At 73.8% G+C, this 16,466-nt stretch carries 11 protein-coding genes; 7 read left to right on the top strand and 4 right to left on the bottom strand.

The window, feature by feature from the left end:
- Positions 1-12: 12 nt before the first annotated feature.
- The 3 genes from HLA93_RS16390 (at position 13) to HLA93_RS16380 (ending at position 4,112) form a co-directional block, all read left to right on the top strand.
- Positions 13-1,263: an ABC transporter ATP-binding protein gene (locus HLA93_RS16390; protein WP_222195480.1), complete on the top strand. Its 1,251-nt coding sequence runs from the start codon at positions 13-15 to the stop codon at positions 1,261-1,263.
- A 137-nt stretch (positions 1,264-1,400) separates the two neighbouring features.
- Entirely contained in the window at positions 1,401-3,029 is a 1,629-nt protein-coding gene (gene pgi, locus HLA93_RS16385; protein WP_222195479.1) for a glucose-6-phosphate isomerase, read from the top strand.
- Positions 3,030-3,275: 246 nt separating this feature from the next.
- Entirely contained in the window at positions 3,276-4,112 is an 837-nt protein-coding gene (locus HLA93_RS16380; protein ID WP_222195478.1) for a PspA/IM30 family protein, read from the top strand.
- A gap of 65 nt (positions 4,113-4,177) precedes the next feature.
- On the opposite strand, the gene HLA93_RS16375 is transcribed toward HLA93_RS16380, so the two are convergent.
- Positions 4,178-5,029 (bottom strand): DNA-formamidopyrimidine glycosylase family protein, encoded by an 852-nt coding sequence (locus tag HLA93_RS16375; protein WP_222195477.1) that lies wholly within the window; start codon positions 5,027-5,029, stop codon positions 4,178-4,180.
- 41 nt (positions 5,030-5,070) lie between these two features.
- Positions 5,071-5,922: a DNA-formamidopyrimidine glycosylase family protein gene (locus HLA93_RS16370; protein WP_222195476.1), complete on the bottom strand. Its 852-nt coding sequence runs from the start codon at positions 5,920-5,922 to the stop codon at positions 5,071-5,073.
- Positions 5,923-6,084: 162 nt separating this feature from the next.
- Between HLA93_RS16370 and HLA93_RS16365 the strand changes: the two genes are divergently transcribed.
- Positions 6,085-6,684, top strand: a complete 600-nt coding sequence (locus HLA93_RS16365) for an antibiotic biosynthesis monooxygenase (protein ID WP_308128183.1) — start codon at positions 6,085-6,087, stop codon at positions 6,682-6,684.
- 133 nt (positions 6,685-6,817) lie between these two features.
- Here HLA93_RS16365 and HLA93_RS16360 read toward each other — a convergent pair whose 3' ends face one another.
- Both HLA93_RS16360 and HLA93_RS16355 read right to left on the bottom strand, forming a co-directional pair.
- Positions 6,818-11,419: an ATP-dependent helicase gene (locus HLA93_RS16360; protein WP_222195475.1), complete on the bottom strand. Its 4,602-nt coding sequence runs from the start codon at positions 11,417-11,419 to the stop codon at positions 6,818-6,820.
- Positions 11,420-11,527: 108 nt separating this feature from the next.
- Positions 11,528-12,292: a methyltransferase domain-containing protein gene (locus HLA93_RS16355; protein ID WP_222195474.1), complete on the bottom strand. Its 765-nt coding sequence runs from the start codon at positions 12,290-12,292 to the stop codon at positions 11,528-11,530.
- A 104-nt stretch (positions 12,293-12,396) separates the two neighbouring features.
- On the opposite strand from HLA93_RS16355, the gene HLA93_RS16350 reads away from it, so the two are divergent.
- The 3 genes from HLA93_RS16350 (at position 12,397) to HLA93_RS16340 (ending at position 16,444) form a co-directional block, all read left to right on the top strand.
- Positions 12,397-12,618, top strand: coding sequence for a KTSC domain-containing protein (locus HLA93_RS16350; protein ID WP_222195473.1), 222 nt, complete (start codon positions 12,397-12,399; stop codon positions 12,616-12,618).
- A 48-nt stretch (positions 12,619-12,666) separates the two neighbouring features.
- Positions 12,667-13,812, top strand: coding sequence for an acyl-CoA dehydrogenase family protein (locus HLA93_RS16345; RefSeq protein WP_222195472.1), 1,146 nt, complete (start codon positions 12,667-12,669; stop codon positions 13,810-13,812).
- Between the two features lie 109 nt (positions 13,813-13,921).
- Entirely contained in the window at positions 13,922-16,444 is a 2,523-nt protein-coding gene (locus HLA93_RS16340) for a beta-glucosidase family protein (RefSeq protein WP_222195471.1), read from the top strand.
- Positions 16,445-16,466: the final 22 nt, after the last annotated feature.

Below are 16,466 nucleotides of genomic sequence, written 5' to 3'. Positions count from 1 at the left end.
AGGGACGAACTGATGGCCTCGATCGAGATGAAGAACATCGTCAAGAAGTACGGCGACGGCTTCCCGGCGGTGAACGACGTCAGCCTGGACATCGACGAGGGGGAGTTCATGATCCTCGTCGGCCCGTCCGGCTGCGGGAAGTCGACGCTGCTGCGGATGATCGTCGGGCTGGAGGACATCACCAGCGGCGACATGGTCATCGGCGGCAAGCGGGTCAACGACAAGGCGCCGCGGGAGCGCAACCTGTCGATGGTGTTCCAGAACTACGCGCTGTACCCGCACCTGACCGTGTTCGAGAACATCGCCTTCCCGCTGCGGCTGGCCAAGGTGGACGACGCGGAGGTGACCCGTCGGGTGAACGAGGCGGCCGACGTCCTGGAGCTGCACGAGCACCTGGAGCGCAAGCCGGCCAACCTCTCCGGTGGTCAGCGCCAGCGGGTGGCGATGGGCCGGGCGATCGTCCGCCAGGCCGAGGCGTTCCTCTTCGACGAGCCGCTGTCGAACCTGGACGCCAAGCTGCGCGGGCAGATGCGCACGGAGATCTCCCGGCTGCAGCGCCGGCTGGGCATCACCACCGTCTACGTCACCCACGACCAGACCGAGGCGATGACCCTGGGCGACCGGGTCTGCGTGCTGCGCAAGGGCAAGATCCAGCAGGTCGCCTCGCCGCGGGAGCTGTACGAGCAGCCCGTGAACCTCTTCGTGGCGGGCTTCATCGGCTCACCGCCGATGAACTTCCTCCCGGCCCAGCTCGACGGGTCCCGGCTGACCACCCCGTTCGGCCACATCGACCTCGACGAGCGTCGAGCCGCCGCAGTCGCCGGCCGAGACCTGCTGCTCGTCGGCATCCGGCCGGAGTACTTCGAGGATGCCTCCCTCGTGGACGAGGCGAAGCGGCCGCTGGGGTCGGTGTTCACCGCCCGGGTCGACGTCACCGAGTGGCTGGGCGACTCGCAGTTCGCCTACATCCCCTACGAGGCCCCGGACGAGATCCGCAGCCAGCTGCGCGAGCTGTCCAAGGAGCTGGACGCCGAGGAGCTGCGCACCCAGGCGATCGTGTCGATCGACGCGACCAGCCGGATCCGGGAGGGCCGGGACGCGGAGTTCTGGCTGGACAGCCGCAAGGTGCACGTCTTCGACCCGACGACGGGGGAGAACCTGACCCGGGACGCCGAGGCCGGCGCCGCGCTGACCCGGATGGCCGCCGAGGACCGGATCGAGCAGGTGCAGTCCGAGCAGGGGCAGGGGATCAGCGCCGCCTGAGCGGCGGTCGGCCCGGCGCGGGAGGGCCCGCGCCGGGCCGGTCGTGCCGCCCGGCATGATCGGGTCCGGGGTTTGTGTCGCAGCCGTGCTGCGCACCTGTCCCGTGGAGACCCTGGTCGGACCCTGGAGGCAGCTGGATGGACATCACCGCGACCGACGAGTGGGCGGCGCTGGCCGACCACCACCGCGAGGTCGGCACCCGCACGCTGCGCGAGCTGTTCGCCGAGGACGCCGGCCGCGGCGCCCGGCTGACCGGCACGGCCGGTGACCTCTACGTCGACTGGTCCAAGCACCGGGTCACCGACGAGACCGTGCAGTTGCTGGTGGCGCTGGCCGAGCGGGCCGGGCTGCCCGAGCGGATCGAGGCGATGTTCCGCGGCGAGCACATCAACGTCACCGAGGACCGCGCCGTCCTGCACGTGGCGCTGCGGGCGCCGGCGTCCCAGCCGCTGACCGTCGACGGCCAGGACGTGACCGCCGACGTGCACGAGGTGCTCGCGAAGATGCGCGGGTTCGCCGACCGGGTGCGGTCGGGGGAGTGGACGGGGCACACCGGTGAGCGGATCCGCGCGGTGGTCAACATCGGCATCGGCGGCTCCGACCTCGGCCCGGCGATGGCCTACACCGCGCTGGCCGACCACAGCGACCGCGACCTGACGGCCCGGTTCGTCTCCAACATCGACCCGACCGACTTCGCGGAGAAGACCCGCGACCTGGACCCGGCCACCACGCTCTTCGTGGTCTGCTCCAAGACCTTCACCACGCTGGAGACGCTGACCAACGCCACCGTGGCCCGCGACTGGCTGCTGGCCTCCGGCGCCGACGAGTCGGCGGTCGCGAAGCACTTCGTCGCCGTCTCCACCAACGCCGACGCGGTCGCCGAGTTCGGCATCGACACCGACAACATGTTCGGCTTCTGGGACTGGGTCGGCGGCCGCTACTCCTTCACCTCCGCGGTCGGGCTGGCCCTGATGGTCGCCATCGGGCCGGACGGCTACGACGAGATGCTCGCCGGCTTCCACGCCGTCGACGAGCACTTCCGCACCACGCCGCTGGCGGAGAACCTGCCGGTGCTGCAGGGCCTGCTCAACGTCTGGTACACGAACTTCTTCGGCGCACAGACCCACGCCGTCCTGCCCTACAGCCAGTACCTGTCCCGGCTGCCGGCCTACCTGCAGCAGCTGACGATGGAGAGCAACGGCAAGTCCGTGCAGTGGGACGGGCAGCCGGTGACCACCGCGACCGGTGAGGTGTACTGGGGCGAGCCGGGCACCAACGGGCAGCACGCGTTCCACCAGCTGCTGCACCAGGGCACCAGCCTGATCCCGGCCGACTTCATCGGGTTCGGCGAGCCCAACCACGACATCAAGGACATGCACGACCTGCTGATGGCGAACATGTTCGCCCAGAGCGCGGTGCTCGCCTTCGGCCGGACGGCGGAGGAGGTCGCCGCCGACGGCACCCCCAGCGACGTCGTCCCGCACAAGGTCATGCCGGGCAACCGGCCGTCGACGACGATCCTCGCCCCGAAGCTCACCCCCGGGACGCTGGGCCAGCTGATCGCCTTCTACGAGCACACCGTCTTCGTCGAGGGCGTCATCTGGCAGATCGACTCCTTCGACCAGTGGGGCGTCGAGCTGGGCAAGGTCATGGCCCGTCAGCTCGCACCGGCGCTGGTCAGCGAGACCGCCCCGGAGATGGACCAGGACGCCTCCACCGTCGCCCTGGTCGAGCACTACCGCCGGCTCCGCGGCCGCCCCGTCTGACCCGCCTGCCGTCCGCGGGGTTTGATCTGGTGACCTGATCAACGGCCGTCCTCCCGCACCAGCGATGGTGTTGGAGGACGGCCATCGGTGCAGCAGGACGTGCGCCGGGACACCGCGCGAGGGTGGCCGAGTGCGTGCGGTGGCTGGCCGGGTGAGCGGCCTGGGACGATGATCGGGACAGCGTCGCCCGTGTGCGCGCCGGACCGCCGCCGGCGGAGCGGAGCACCGGATCAGGAGGAAGCCGCCATGCCCAACCCGTTCGTGAAGCTGTGGAAGTACCTGACGGCCTCGGCCAACGACCAGATCGACCAGCGGGCCGACCCGAAGATCCAGATCCAGCAGGCGATCGAGGCGGAGCAGCAGCGGCACCAGTCGCTGAGCAACCAGGCAGCCGCCGTGCTGGGCAACCAGCGTCAGCTGGAGATGCGGCTGAACCGGAAGCTCGGGGACGTCGAGAAGCTGCAGGCCTCGGCGCGGCAGGCGCTGAACCTCGCCGACCAGACCCGCGCCTCCGGTGACGCGGCCAAGGCCGCCGAGTACGAGCAGGCCGCGCAGGCCTTCGCCACCCAGCTGGTGAGCGAGGAGCAGGCGATGGAGGACCTCAAGCGCAGCCACGACGAGGCGCTGCAGGCCGCCGAGCAGGCCAAGGGCGCGGTCGAGCAGAGCCGGATGCGGCTGCAGTCGACGCTGGCCGAGCGCACCAAGCTGATGTCCCAGCTGGAGCAGGCGAAGATGCAGGAGCAGGTCTCCGCCTCCCTCCGGTCGGTGAACGAGCTGTCGGCGCCGGGGAACACCCCCAGCCTCAGCGAGGTCCGCGACAAGATCGAGGCCCGCTACGCCAATGCACTGGGGCAGGCGGAGCTGGCGCAGAACTCGGTCGAGGGCCGGATGCTCGAGGTGGAGAAGGCGACCATCGACGTCGCCGGTGCGTCCCGCCTCGCCGAGATCCGCGCGTCGATGGGCGGCGGCACCCAGGCGATCAGTGGCAACCAGGCGGCCGGCGCGATCGAGTCCGGCACCCCCTCGGTCGACGGCACCGCGCTGGGCGCCGACCAGCCGGCCGAGCGACCCGAGCGCGCCTGAGCACTCCGGCACCACCCCGACGGCGTCCCGCGCACTGCGTGGGGCGGCCGTCGGGCTGTGTCCGGTCAGGTGGCGGCGATGGACGCCGGGTGGCCGGGCTCCCCGGTGCGGGCCGACGGGTCGATCGGGTTGCGCGCCGCCTGACACCGCGGACACCAGTACGTGACCCGCTCCTGGGTGTCGGGACCCTGGTCACCCAGCAGGATCGGCGTCCGGCACCGGCGACACGGGCGGCCCCTGCGGCCGAAGACCCAGTGGTCCTCGCCGCGCCGGGTGGAGCCGGTGGTGCTCTGCTCCGGACGGTCGCGGTTGGCGTGCATCAGGGTGCGGGCGCGGGTGACCAGGCCGGGCAGGTCCGAGACGTCGGCGACCCGGGTCCACGGGTGGGTGCCGGTGAGGAACAGCGACTCGACCTTGTAGAGGTTGCCGATGCCGGCGAGGTTCCGCTGGTCGAGAACCGCCACGCCGATCTGCTCGTCGGGGTGGGAGCGCAGCCGGCGCAGCGCCTCGTCGAGGTCCCAGTCCGGGCCGAGCACGTCGGGCCCCAGGTGGCCGACCAGCTCGCTCTCCGCGCTGGTCGGCACGATCCGCAGGTCGTGCAGCCGGTACCCGACGCAGTCCCACTGTTCGGTGGACAGCACGGCCCGGATGCTGTGCGCCGGGCCGCCCTTCCATGGAGTGCCCTTCCGGTAGATGTGCCAGCTGCCGTCCATCCGGTAGTGCGTGCGCAGGGTGCGGCCGTCGGCGAAGCGGGTGAGCATGTGCTTCCCGCGGGGGACGACCTCGGTGACGGTGGCGCCGGCGAGGTCGATCGTGGCGAGCTGGGGCACGCGCAGCTCGCCGGTGGTGAGCGTGGCACCGGCCAGGGCGGTGTTCATCCGCTGCGCCGCCAACCAGACGGTGTCTCCCTCGGGCATCCCCTGATGATCCCCGGCCGTGCCCGCCGGCGCCGCGTGCGTCAGTACGAGGCGCGACGGGCCTCGGTCCCCGGCAGCCCGGTGCGCGCCCGCGGGTCGACCGGCAGCGGGGTGGCCTGGCAGGTGGGGCACCACCAGGTGACCCGTTCCTGCAGGTCCGGGCCCTGGTCGCCGAGGAGCACGGCCGTGCCGCAGCGGCGGCAGGGGCGCCCCTTCCGGCCGGCGACCCAGTGGTCCTGCCCGCGCCGGGTGATCCCGGTGGTGCTCTGCGCGGGGCGGTCCCGGTTGGCCAGCATCAGGGTGCGGGCCCGCTCCACCAGTGCCCGCAGGTCCGGGACGTCGGCGACCCGGGCCCACGGGTTGACGCCGGTCAGGAACAGCGACTCGACCTTGTAGAGGTTGCCTATGCCGGCGAGGTTCCGCTGGTCGAGGACCGCCACACCGATCTGCTCGTCGGGGTGGGAGCGCAGCCGGCGCAGCGCCTCGTCGAGGTCCCAGTCCGGGCCGAGCACGTCGGGCCCCAGGTGGCCGACCAGCTCGTGCTCCCGCGCGGTGGGCACCAGGGCCATGTCGTGCAGCCGGTAGCCGACGCACTCCCACGCGTCCGTGGCCAGCACGGCCCGGACGGCGAACGCCGGGCCGCCCCGCCAGCGGGTCCCCGGCCGGTAGATGTGCCAGCTGCCGTCCATCCGGTAGTGCGTGCGCAGGGTCCGCCCGTCGGCGAAGCGGGTGAGCATGTGCTTCCCGCGGGGCACGACCTCGGTGACGGTGGCACCGGCGAGGTCGACCGTGGCGAGCTGGGGCACGCGCAGCTCGCCGGTGGTGAGCGTGGCACCGGCCAGGGCGGTGTTCATCCGCTGCGCCGCCAACCACACGGTGTCTCCCTCGGGCACGCGGTCCATGGTCCCCGGCGCCCGTCAGCCGTGCCGGCGCACCAGTGACGGCCGGGTGGGCTGCCGATGATCGGAGGACTCCCTCGGCCGGGTGGCCTCCTGTGAGTGGGGCGACAGGCGGGAACAGCCTGCGTTTCCTCAGCGCTGGGGCACCCTGTGACCGTGACGACCCGCCTGCGCAGCCTGCCGGAGCGACTGACCGGCAACACCGTGGCCCGCCAGCCCGTCGCGCGGCCGGAGCCGGTCACCATCACCGTCGCCCGGGTGGTGCGGCCCGAGCAGCACGACGCCTTCGAGCGCTGGGCCGCCGACGTGCAGGAGCTCGTGGCGCGCTTCCCCGGTCACCTGGGCTCCTCGCTGCTGCGGCCCGGGCCGGCCAGCGACGAGTACCACCTGGTCTACCGCTTCCGGGACGACGAGTCCCTGGCGGTCTGGGAGCGGTCCGAGGAGCGGCGGACGGCGCTGGACCGGGTGCACCGGCTGGTGGAGGACGAGCGGGTGTCCCGTGCGGTCGGGCTGGAGAGCTTCTTCGCGGTGCCGGCGCGACCGGGGCCGGCCTGGCGCAGCTGGCTGCTCACCGTGGCCGCGGTGCTGGTCTTCACCAGCAGCTTCCAGCTGGTCGCGGTGCCGCTGATCGGCGACTGGCCGTGGCCGCTGCGGCTGCTGGTCTCGGCGGTCTACGTGGTCAGCGGGCTGCGGGTGGCCATGCCGCGGCTGAGCCGCTGGCTGGGTGGCTGGCTCCAGGGCGGCCGCCGCCGCTGAGCCGCCTCCGGCCCGGGCAGGCCCCAGCCGCGGTCAGTGTGCGCTGATCGTCGCTTCCGTCGGCTCGGACCGACGACGAGCGCCCAACGGTGTCGGACGGCGCCGAGGCTGGACGGCGACGGGTGCAGCCGGGTCAGCTGCGCAGGCGGAGGCCGCGGGGGGTGGCGGCGAAACCGGCCGCCTGCAGCGCGGTGCTCAATGGGCCGGACTCGTGCACCGAGGCCCCGTCGGCCTTCTGCACCGTCATCCGACCCAGCGCTCCGGAGGCCACCGCGCTGGACAGGGCCGTGGCCGCCTCCTTGAGCACCGTCTCCTCCTCGGTCCAGGACAGCAGGGTCTTGCCGCCCCGCTCGACGTAGAGCACCAGCTCGCCGTCGACCAGCACGACCAGTGCCCCGGCCTTGCGCCCGGCGCGGTGGCCGCTCTTCCTGGTGCCGGCCCCGGTGCCCTCACCCAGGTCGACGGCGTCGTCGGCTCCGGCGGCAACCGCGCGTTCCGGCCACGGCAGCGCGGCGCCGTAGACGTTGGCCGGGTCGGTGGCCGCCAGCACCACCGGGCCGGCCGGCACCCGGTCGGGGCTGGCGAAGCTGCGCAACCGGTCGATCGACCCGGGCGTGCCGAACTGGGCGGCCCCCAGGGTCTCGACGAAGTAGCCGCGGCGGGCCCGGCCGTTCTCCTCGAACGCGCGCAGCACCGGGTAGACGGCGGAGAACCCGCCGGTGACCTGCTCGGCCTGCACCGCGCCGCGGGTCAGCACGCCGTGCCGTTCCAGCAGCGCCTCGGCCCGGGCGGTGGTCCGCTTGGTCGGGTTGGTCTCCAGGTCGGGCAGCCGGGACCAGCGGCCGGCCATCGACGGTGGCCCGGTCCGGCTGGGCATCGCCGGGCGACCCAGTCGCGTGCGCCCGTGCCGGGTGCGGTCCAGCCGGGCCCGGGGAGCGGCCGGCTGTCGCTTGTGGGTGCCGCCGCCGGACAACCGGGTGCGCAGCGGGGCGAGCGTGTCGTTGGTGAGCGCGCCGGCCCACACCAGGTCCCAGATCTCCTCGGCCAGCGCCGGGTCGTCGGTGGCGCCGACCCGGTCGGACAGCGAGCGGAAGAACAGGGCCTGACCACCGGCGAGCTCGTCGAGCAGCGCCGCGCCGTAGCCGCCCTCGACCGAGGCGGCGCCGGGTGGCTCGGGCAGCAGCAGGGGCGCCAGGTCGGCGGGCACCAGGGTGACCCAGCCGTCGCCGCCGGACAGCCCGCCGGCGCCGGCCCACAGCACTTCGCCTGCGCTGGTCAGCTCGTCGAGCAGAGCGGGGGAGTAGTCGCGTACCCGGGACGGCAGCACGAGGGACTCCAGCGCTGAGGCCGGCACGAGGGCGCCGGCCAGCTGCTCCACCACGGCGAGCACGCCGTCCACGCCGCGCAGCCGCCCGCCGACCGACTGCCAGGACGGGCTGAACCGGGCGAGGGTGCCGATCGGCACCGGCTCGACCTCCTGGCGCAGCTTGGCCAGCGAACGGCGCCGGATCGAGCGCAGCACGTCGGCGTCGCACCACTCCTGGCCGGTCCCGCCGGGCCGGAACTCCCCGGTGACCAGCCGGCCGGTGCCGACCAGCCGCTGCGCCGTGGCGGTGACGACCGCGACCCCGAGCCCCAGCCGGGTCGCGGCGTCGGCGGGCACGAACGGTCCGTGGGTGCGGGCGTACCGGCCGATCAGGTCGCCCAGCGGATCAGCGACCGGTTCGGTGAACACCTCGGGCACCCCGACCGGAAGGGCGGTGCCCAGCGCGTCCCGGAGCCGGCCGGCGTCCTCGATCGCGACGTACCGCTCCTCGCCGGCGATCCGCACGACCAGCGCCCGGCGGGTGGTGACCAGCTCGCTCAGCCAGTCGGCGGACACCCCGCGGACGGCGGCCTCGGCGACGGTCAGGTCGCCGACGACCCGCAGCAGGTCGGCTGCGCCGTCGACGTCGCGGGGGTGCCGCTCGGTCGGCAGCCGCTGGAGCTCGGCCTCGATCTCGCCCATCGCGTCGGCGTCGAGCAGCTCGCGCAGCTCGGAACGGCCGAGCAGCTCGGCCAGCAGGCCGGTGTCCAGGGCCAGGGCCTGGGCGCGGCGCTCGGCCATCGGGGCGTCGCCCTCGTAGATGAACTGGCCGACGTAGCCGAACAGCAGCGACTGGGCGAACGGCGAGGCGCTCTGGGTCTGCACGTCGACGACCCGCACCCGGCGGGCGCGGACGTCGCGCATCAGCTCGACCAGTCCCGGCACGTCGTAGACGTCCTGCAGCACCTCCCGGACCGCCTCCAGCGTGATCGGGAAGCCGGAGAACTCGCTGGCCACCGAGAGCAGCTGGGCCGCCCGCTGGCGCTGCTGCCACAGCGGGGTGCGCTTGCGCGGGTCGCGCTTGGGCAGCAGCAGCGCGCGGGCCGCGCACTCGCGGAACCGGCTGGCGAACAGCGCGGAGTTGCCGACCTCGGCGGTGACCTCCCGCTCGACGTCGTCCGGGTCGAGGATCGCGAGGTCGGCCTCGGGCGCCTCGCCGGTGGTGTCGGGCAGCCGCAGCACGATGCCGTCGTCGGAGTGCATCGAGGCGACGTCGACGCCGTACCGCTCGCGCAGCCGGGCGGCGAGCACCAGTGCCCAGGGGGCGTTGACCTGCGCGCCGAAGGGGGAGTGGACCACCAGGCGCCAGTCGCCCAGCTCGTCGCGGAACCGCTCGACCAGCATGGTGCGGTCGTCGGGCAGGTGCCCGGTGGCCTGCTTCTGCTCGGCCAGGTAGGCGAGCAGGTTGGCCGCGCCCCACTCGTCGAGGCCCGCGGCGCGGGCCCGCTCCGCCCCGGCCTCCGGGGTCGCCGAGCCGACCTCACGGAGGAAGGCGCCCAGCGCCCGGCCCAGCTCCAGCGGCCGGCCCAGGGTGTCGCCGTGCCAGAACGGCATCTTCCCGGGCAGCCCGGGCGCGGGGCTGACCAGCACCCGGTCGTGGGTGATCTCCTCGATCCGCCACGATGACGACCCGAGCAGGAAGACGTCGCCCACCCGGGACTCGTAGACCATCTCCTCGTCGAGCTCGCCGACCCGGCGGCCGCCGTTCTCCCCGGCGCCGGAGACCAGGAAGACGCCGAAGAGCCCGCGGTCGGGGATGGTGCCGCCGCTGGTGACCGCGAGCCGCTGGGCGCCGGTGCGGGCGGTGAGGGTGTCGGTGACCCGGTCCCAGGTGAGGCGGGGACGCAGCTCGGCGAAGGCGTCGGAGGGGTAGCGGCCGGCCAGCATGTCCAGCACCGCGTGCAGCGCGGACTCGGGCAGCGAGGCGAACGCGGCCGAGCGGCGGAGCACGGCGGCGACCTCGTCGACGGTGCGCGGGCGTTCGGAGACCATCGCGACGATCTGCTGGGCCAGCACGTCCAGGGGGTTGCGCAGGTACCGGGTCGACTCGATCGCCCCGGCCCGCATCCGCTCGGCGACGACGGCGCTCTGCACCAGGTCACCGCGGAACTTCGGGAAGATCACGCCCTCGCTGACCGCGCCGACCTGATGACCGGCGCGGCCGACCCGCTGCAGCCCGGCGGCGACGTTGGGCGGTGACTCGACCTGGACGACGAGGTCGACCGCGCCCATGTCGATGCCCAGCTCCAGGGAGGAGGTGGCGACGACCGCCGGCAGCTGCCCGGACTTCAGCGCCTCCTCCACCACGGCGCGCTGCTCCCGGGACACCGAGCCGTGGTGGGCCGAGGCGACCGGTCGGACGTCCGGGGGGAGGCCTCCGCCCGAGCCGGCCTGCGCCATGAGCTCGGCCGGGTTCGCCCCGTGCGGCAGCGGCTCGCCGGTGGCCCGCTCGTAGGCGAGTTCGTTGAGCCGGCTGGTGAGCCGCTCGGCCAGCCGACGCGAGTTGGCGAAGACGATGGTGCTGCGATGGGCCTCGATCAGGTCGAGCACCCGCTCCTCGACCGCCGGCCAGATCGACGTCCGCGGCTGGTTGCCCGCCGCCGACCCCTCCAGCTCACCGGTCGGCTGGCCCAGCTGGGACATGTCCTCGACGGGGACGACGACCGAGAGGTCCCACTGCTTCTGCGAGGGCGGGGCGACCACCTGCACCGGCCGGCCACCGGCAAGGAAGGTGGAGACCTCCTCGATCGGCCGCACGGTGGCCGACAGGCCGATCCGCTGCGCCGGCCGCTCCAGCAGCTCGTCGAGCCGGTCGAGGGAGACGGCCAGGTGCGCGCCGCGCTTGCTGCCGCAGACGGCGTGCACCTCGTCGAGGATCACCGTCTCCACGCCGCGCAGCGCCTCCCGCGCCTGGCTGGTGAGCAGCAGGAACAGCGACTCCGGGGTGGTGATCAGGATGTCCGGGGGACGGCGGGCGAAGGTGCGCCGCTCGTCGGCCGGGGTGTCGCCGGACCGGATGCCGACCGTGATCTCCGGACGCTCCTGGCCGAGCCGGGCCGCCGCCTGGCCGATGCCGGCCAGCGGCGCCCGGAGGTTGCGCTCGACGTCGACGGCCAGCGCCTTGAGCGGGGAGACGTAGAGGACCCGGCAGCGGGCCAGCGGCTCATCCGGTGGCGGTGCGGTGGCCAGCCGGTCCAGCGACCAGAGGAACGCCGCCAGCGTCTTGCCCGAGCCGGTGGGGGCGACGACCAGGGCGTGCTCGCCGCTGCTGATCGCCGACCACGCGCCCTCCTGGGCAGCGGTGGGCTGCTCGAACGCGCCGGTGAACCACGCCCGGGTGGGTGCGGAGAAGCGATCGAGAGCCGACACGCCGTCCAGTGTCCACGCGGGTCCGACAGTTCGCCGTGGCCAGCCGGTGCGCGGACGTGCAGCCAGCCGGTGCGCGGACGTGCGGCCGGCCGGGCGGCGGGTCCCGGGTCAGCCGGGGCGGCGGGCCTGGAGCAGGTACCGCTGCGACCAGGAGACGAAGGCGCCGTCCCGCTCGATCCGCCGGTGCAGGGCGAGCAGCTGGTGTCGGTACCGCTCGACCGAGAAGTCCGGCACGGTCCACACCACCTTGCGCAGGAAGTGCACCACCGCGCCGACGTCGCCGAACTCGACCCGGCAGGCCTGTGACCGCAGGTCCACGACCTGCAGACCGGCCGCCCGGGCAGCCGCCGCGACCAGGTCCGCGGTGGGCTCGTCCGGTTCCGGGCGGGGGCCGAGGAGCGCCTCGGCCAGCAGCCGGTGGGTGCCCGAGCCGATGCCCTGGCAGAGGTACGTGCCGCCGGGGGCGAGCACCCGGGCGATCTCGCCCCAGTGCTGCGTCGTGGGGTGCCGGCTGCTGACCAGGTCGAAGGCCCCGTCGGGGAAGGGGAGCGGGGCGTCGTCGGGCACCTCGGCCACCGCGCCGTCCCAGGCGGCCAGCCGGCGGCGGGCCAGTGCGAGGTTCGGTGGCCAGGACTCCGTCGCCCGCACCCGGCCGGGCCGGCGGCCGGCCCGGCCGAGGGCCTCGGCGTACACCTCGGCACCGCCGGTCTGCAGGTCCAGCGCCGACGACGCGGCGGACAGCGCGGCGGTGAGCCGGGCGACGTAGCCCCAGGACGGGCGCTCCTCGGTGGCCCGGCCGGCGAACCAGGAGAAGTCCCAGCCGTCGGTCGGCACGGCCGCTCCCTCGGCGACCAGCTCCTCGAACGTCGGCACCCCGGCAGGCTGCCCGCCACGTCGACCGGTCGACAAGTCGATTCGTCGAGGGGAGCATGGGATGACACCGAAGTAGTTACGGCGTTGTCATCCGGGTGGGTGCCGTGCAGCGAGCCGGAGTCGAGTCCTCGAGCGTGCGGTGGGTCGGCTACGACCTCGAGGAACAGGTGCTGGAGGTCGGGTTCGTCGGCGGCGGGGTCTACCACTACCTCGACGTCCCACCGGAGGCCGCGCTCGCCCTGCTGGAGGCCGACAGCATCGGCCGGCACCTCAACGCCGAGATCAAGCCCGCCTACGAGTGCCGGCCGGTGCCACGCGCGAGCTGACCCCGCGGGGCTGTCGGACCGTCGTACCCCTGCGCCAGACTCCGTGGCATGCGCCACACCCGGTACGAGGCCGAGCACGAGGACTTCCGGCAGAGCGTGCGCGCCTTCCTGGACGCGGAGGTCGCGCCGTTCCACGACGACTGGGAGCGCGCCGGCATCGTGCCCCGGGAGCTCTGGACGGCGGCCGGCGCGCAGGGCCTGCTGGGCATCGAGATGCCCGAGCGGCACGGCGGCGGTGGCCTGCGCGACTTCCGCTGGTCCTGCGTGCTGAGCGAGGAGCTCACCTGGATCGGCGCCAGCGGCGTCGGGTTCGGGCTGCACAACGACGTGGTCGGCCCCTACCTGCGTGACCTGGCCACCCATGACCAGCAGCAACGTTGGCTGCCGGGCTTCTGCGCCGGGGAGCTGATCACCGCGATCGCGATGACCGAGCCGGGGGCCGGCAGCGACCTGCAGGGCATCCAGACCACCGCCCGCCGGGACGGCGACGACTGGGTGCTGTCGGGGTCCAAGACCTTCATCACCAACGGCATCAACGCCGACCTGGTGGTCGTCGTGGCCCGCACCGACGTCGACGTCCCGGCCTCCCGCGGGCTGAGCCTGCTGGTGGTCGAGCGCGGCATGCCCGGCTTCTCCCGGGGCCGGAACCTGGAGAAGGTCGGGCTCAAGGCCCAGGACACCGCCGAGCTCTTCTTCGACGACGTCCGGGTGCCTGCAGCCAACCTGCTCGGCACCGAGGGCCGCGGCTTCGCGCACCTGATGGAGAACCTGCCGCAGGAGCGGCTGCACATCGCCGTCTCCGCGGTCGCCTCGGCCGAGACGGTGCTGGCGCTCACCGTCGAGTACGTGACCAGCCGGACGGCGTTCGGCCGGCCGATCGGCTCCTTCCAGCACTCCCGGTTCGTCCTCGCCGAGCTGCAGACCGAGGTGACCGTCGCCCGCACGTTCGTCGACGAGTGCGTGCGCCAGCTGGGCACCGGCGACCTCACGGCCACCGACGCGGCGATGGCCAAGTGGTGGACGACCGAGCTGCAGCACAAGGTGGCCGACCGGTGCCTGCAGCTGCACGGCGGCTACGGCTACATGAGCGAGTACCGGGTGTCCAAGGCCTGGCGTGACTCGCGCGTGCAGTCCATCTACGGCGGGACGAACGAGATCATGAAGGAGATCATCGGCCGGTCCATGGGGCTCTGACGCTCCCGCTCACCGGAACCGTGGTTGTGCGCCCGCTGAGCGCCGGGTTGGGTGCCCTCCAGGTCCGGGGGACATCGGGGTCGCCCTGGGCGCGACACAGGAGTCGCTCATGAGACCGCACCGCACTCGACGCCTGCGCGCCGGCGTCGCCCTCGCCGCCGCGGCCGTGGTGGTCACCGGCGGGGCCGCCCCGGCGCTCGCCGGTCCGCACGGCAACGGCCCCGGCCACGGGCACGGCCAGGGGCACGGGCACCACGACCCGGACAGCCGGCGGATCGCCGCACTCGTCGCTCAGCTCACCGTGCCGGAGAAGTTCGGCCTGCTCGGCGGGACGACGGGCAGCAACGGCGCCGCCGGAGCCCTGGCCGGGGTGCCCCGGCTCGGCATCCCCACCCTCGACATGGCCGACGGGCCCTCCGGTGTCCGGGCGGCGGAGCCGGCGACGGCGCTGCCCGCGCCGGTGGCCCTCGGGGCCACGTTCTCCCCGGACCTGGCCGCCGCCTACGGCGGGGTGCTCGGTCAGGAGGCCGACGCGCTGGGCATGGAGGTGCTGCTCGGGCCGATGATGAACCTGGTCCGCACCCCCTACGCCGGCCGCAACTTCGAGACGCTCAGCGAGGACCCGCTGCTGACCGCCTCGCTGGCCGCGCCGCAGGTCGCCGGGATCCAGGACCACGGCGTGATCGCCACCGCCAAGCACTACGCGGCCAACAACCAGGAGCTCGGCCGCGCCGGCATCGACGTGCACGTCGACGAGAAGACGCTGCACGAGACCGAGCTCGCCGGCTTCGAGGCCGTCGTGGACGCCGGCATCGGCGCGGTGATGTGCGCCTACAACCAGGTCGACTCCGTGCAGGCCTGCGAGAACGCCGAGCTGCTCACCGAGGTGCTGCGCGAGCAGTGGGGCTTCGACGGGTTCGTCATGACCGACTGGTTCGCCATCCACGGACCCGACGCGCTCGTGGCCGGGCTGGACGTCGAGATGCCCCGGCCGGCGGCCTTCCCCGAGCTCGCCCAGGACGTGGACGGCGACGGGCGGGTGACCGAGCGGGACCTCTCCCGTCCGGTGCGGGCCGCCCTGGACCGCGCGGTCACCGGCGTGCTGACCGCGATGGACCAGGTCGGGCTGCTCGACGGGGCGACCGACGACCCCGAGCGGGCGGTCGAGGAGAACGCCGCGGTGGCCCGGCAGGTGGCCACCGAGGGCGCGGTGCTGCTGCGCAACGAGCAGGGCACGCTCCCGCTGTCCGAGGACGCGCTGGGCAGCCTGGCGGTGGTCGGCCCCACGGCGGCCACCCCGCTGATCGGCGGCGGCGGCAGCGCCCGGGTGAACCCCGACGCCGGTGCGGTCGAAAGCACCGTCGACGTGCTCGCGGCCGCCGGTGCCGAGGTGACCTGGGCGACCGGTGAGGACCTGGAGGGCGAGCTGGTGCCCGGCTCCGCGCTGGGCGGCGGCACCCCGCTGGACCGGACCGGCGACGCGGCGTTGACCGGGGAGTTCAGCGAGGCGGTCACCGTCACCGCACCCGAGGCCGGCACCTACACGTTCCACCTGCAGACCACCGGGCCCGGCGCCCAGGTCACCGTCGGGGAGGAGCAGGTGGCGTCCACCCAGAACCGGTTCGGCGCCCTCGGTGGCAGCCTGATCCCCACCTCCGACGGCTACCTCAACGACAGCTGGACCGTCGACCTCGCGGCCGGTGAGCAGGTCGCCTTCACGGTCAGCGGCACCGGGACGGCGGCGGCGCCGGTCCAGCTGCGGCTGCACTGGACGACCCCGCAGCTGAGGCAGCAGCGGATCGATGAGGCCGTGGCGGCCGCTCGGGGCGCGCACACCGCCGTCGTCTTCGGCTACAACGAGGGCACCGAGGGCGAGGACCGGGCGTCGCTGGCACTGCCCGGCTTCCAGGACGAGGTGATCGCCGCGGTCGCGGCGGCCAACCCCCGCACGGTGGTCGTGCTCAACACCGGCGACCCGGTGCTGATGCCCTGGCTCGCGGACGTCTCCGCCGTGCTGCAGATGTGGTACCCCGGCCAGGAGGGCGCCGAGGCCACCGTCGACCTGCTCACCGGCGCCGCCAACCCGGCCGGCAAGCTGCCGCAGACCTATCCGGCCGACCCGGCCCGGACCCCGGTCAGCGACCCGGCCAACTACCCCGGCACCGACACCGACGGGGATGGCGTGCCCGACGAGCAGACCTACACCGAGGGCACGAACGTCGGCCACCGGTGGTACCAGGCGACCGGCACCGAGCCGCTGTTCGCCTTCGGGCACGGGCTGTCGTACACGTCGTTCGACTACTCGCGGCTGCGCACCCGCACCGGTCGGGACGGGATGGAGGTGTCGTTCGTGCTCACCAACACCGGCGACGTGACCGGCACCGAGGTGCCCCAGGTCTACCTGGGGCAGGGCTCGGCGGCGGGCACACCGGCCGTCCAGCTCGCCGGCTTCGACCGGGTCACCCTGGAACCGGGGGAGCGGCAGCGGGTGACGATCCAGGTCGACGAACGTCAGCTCTCGGTCTGGAACGCCCGCAAGGACCGGTGGGAGCCCGCCGCCGGCATTCGTCCGGTGCTGGTCGGCACCGCGTCGGACGACGTCCGGCTGACCGACTCGGTCCGCATCCGCTGACCACCCGCTGACCCGCCGGTGC

Origin of the sequence: Modestobacter italicus, assembly GCF_019799965.1 — a bacterium.
Lineage (GTDB): Bacteria > Actinomycetota > Actinomycetes > Mycobacteriales > Geodermatophilaceae > Modestobacter > Modestobacter italicus_A.
The sequence above is the reverse complement of the archived record's forward strand: the minus strand, read 5'-3'. Positions and strand labels throughout refer to the sequence as shown.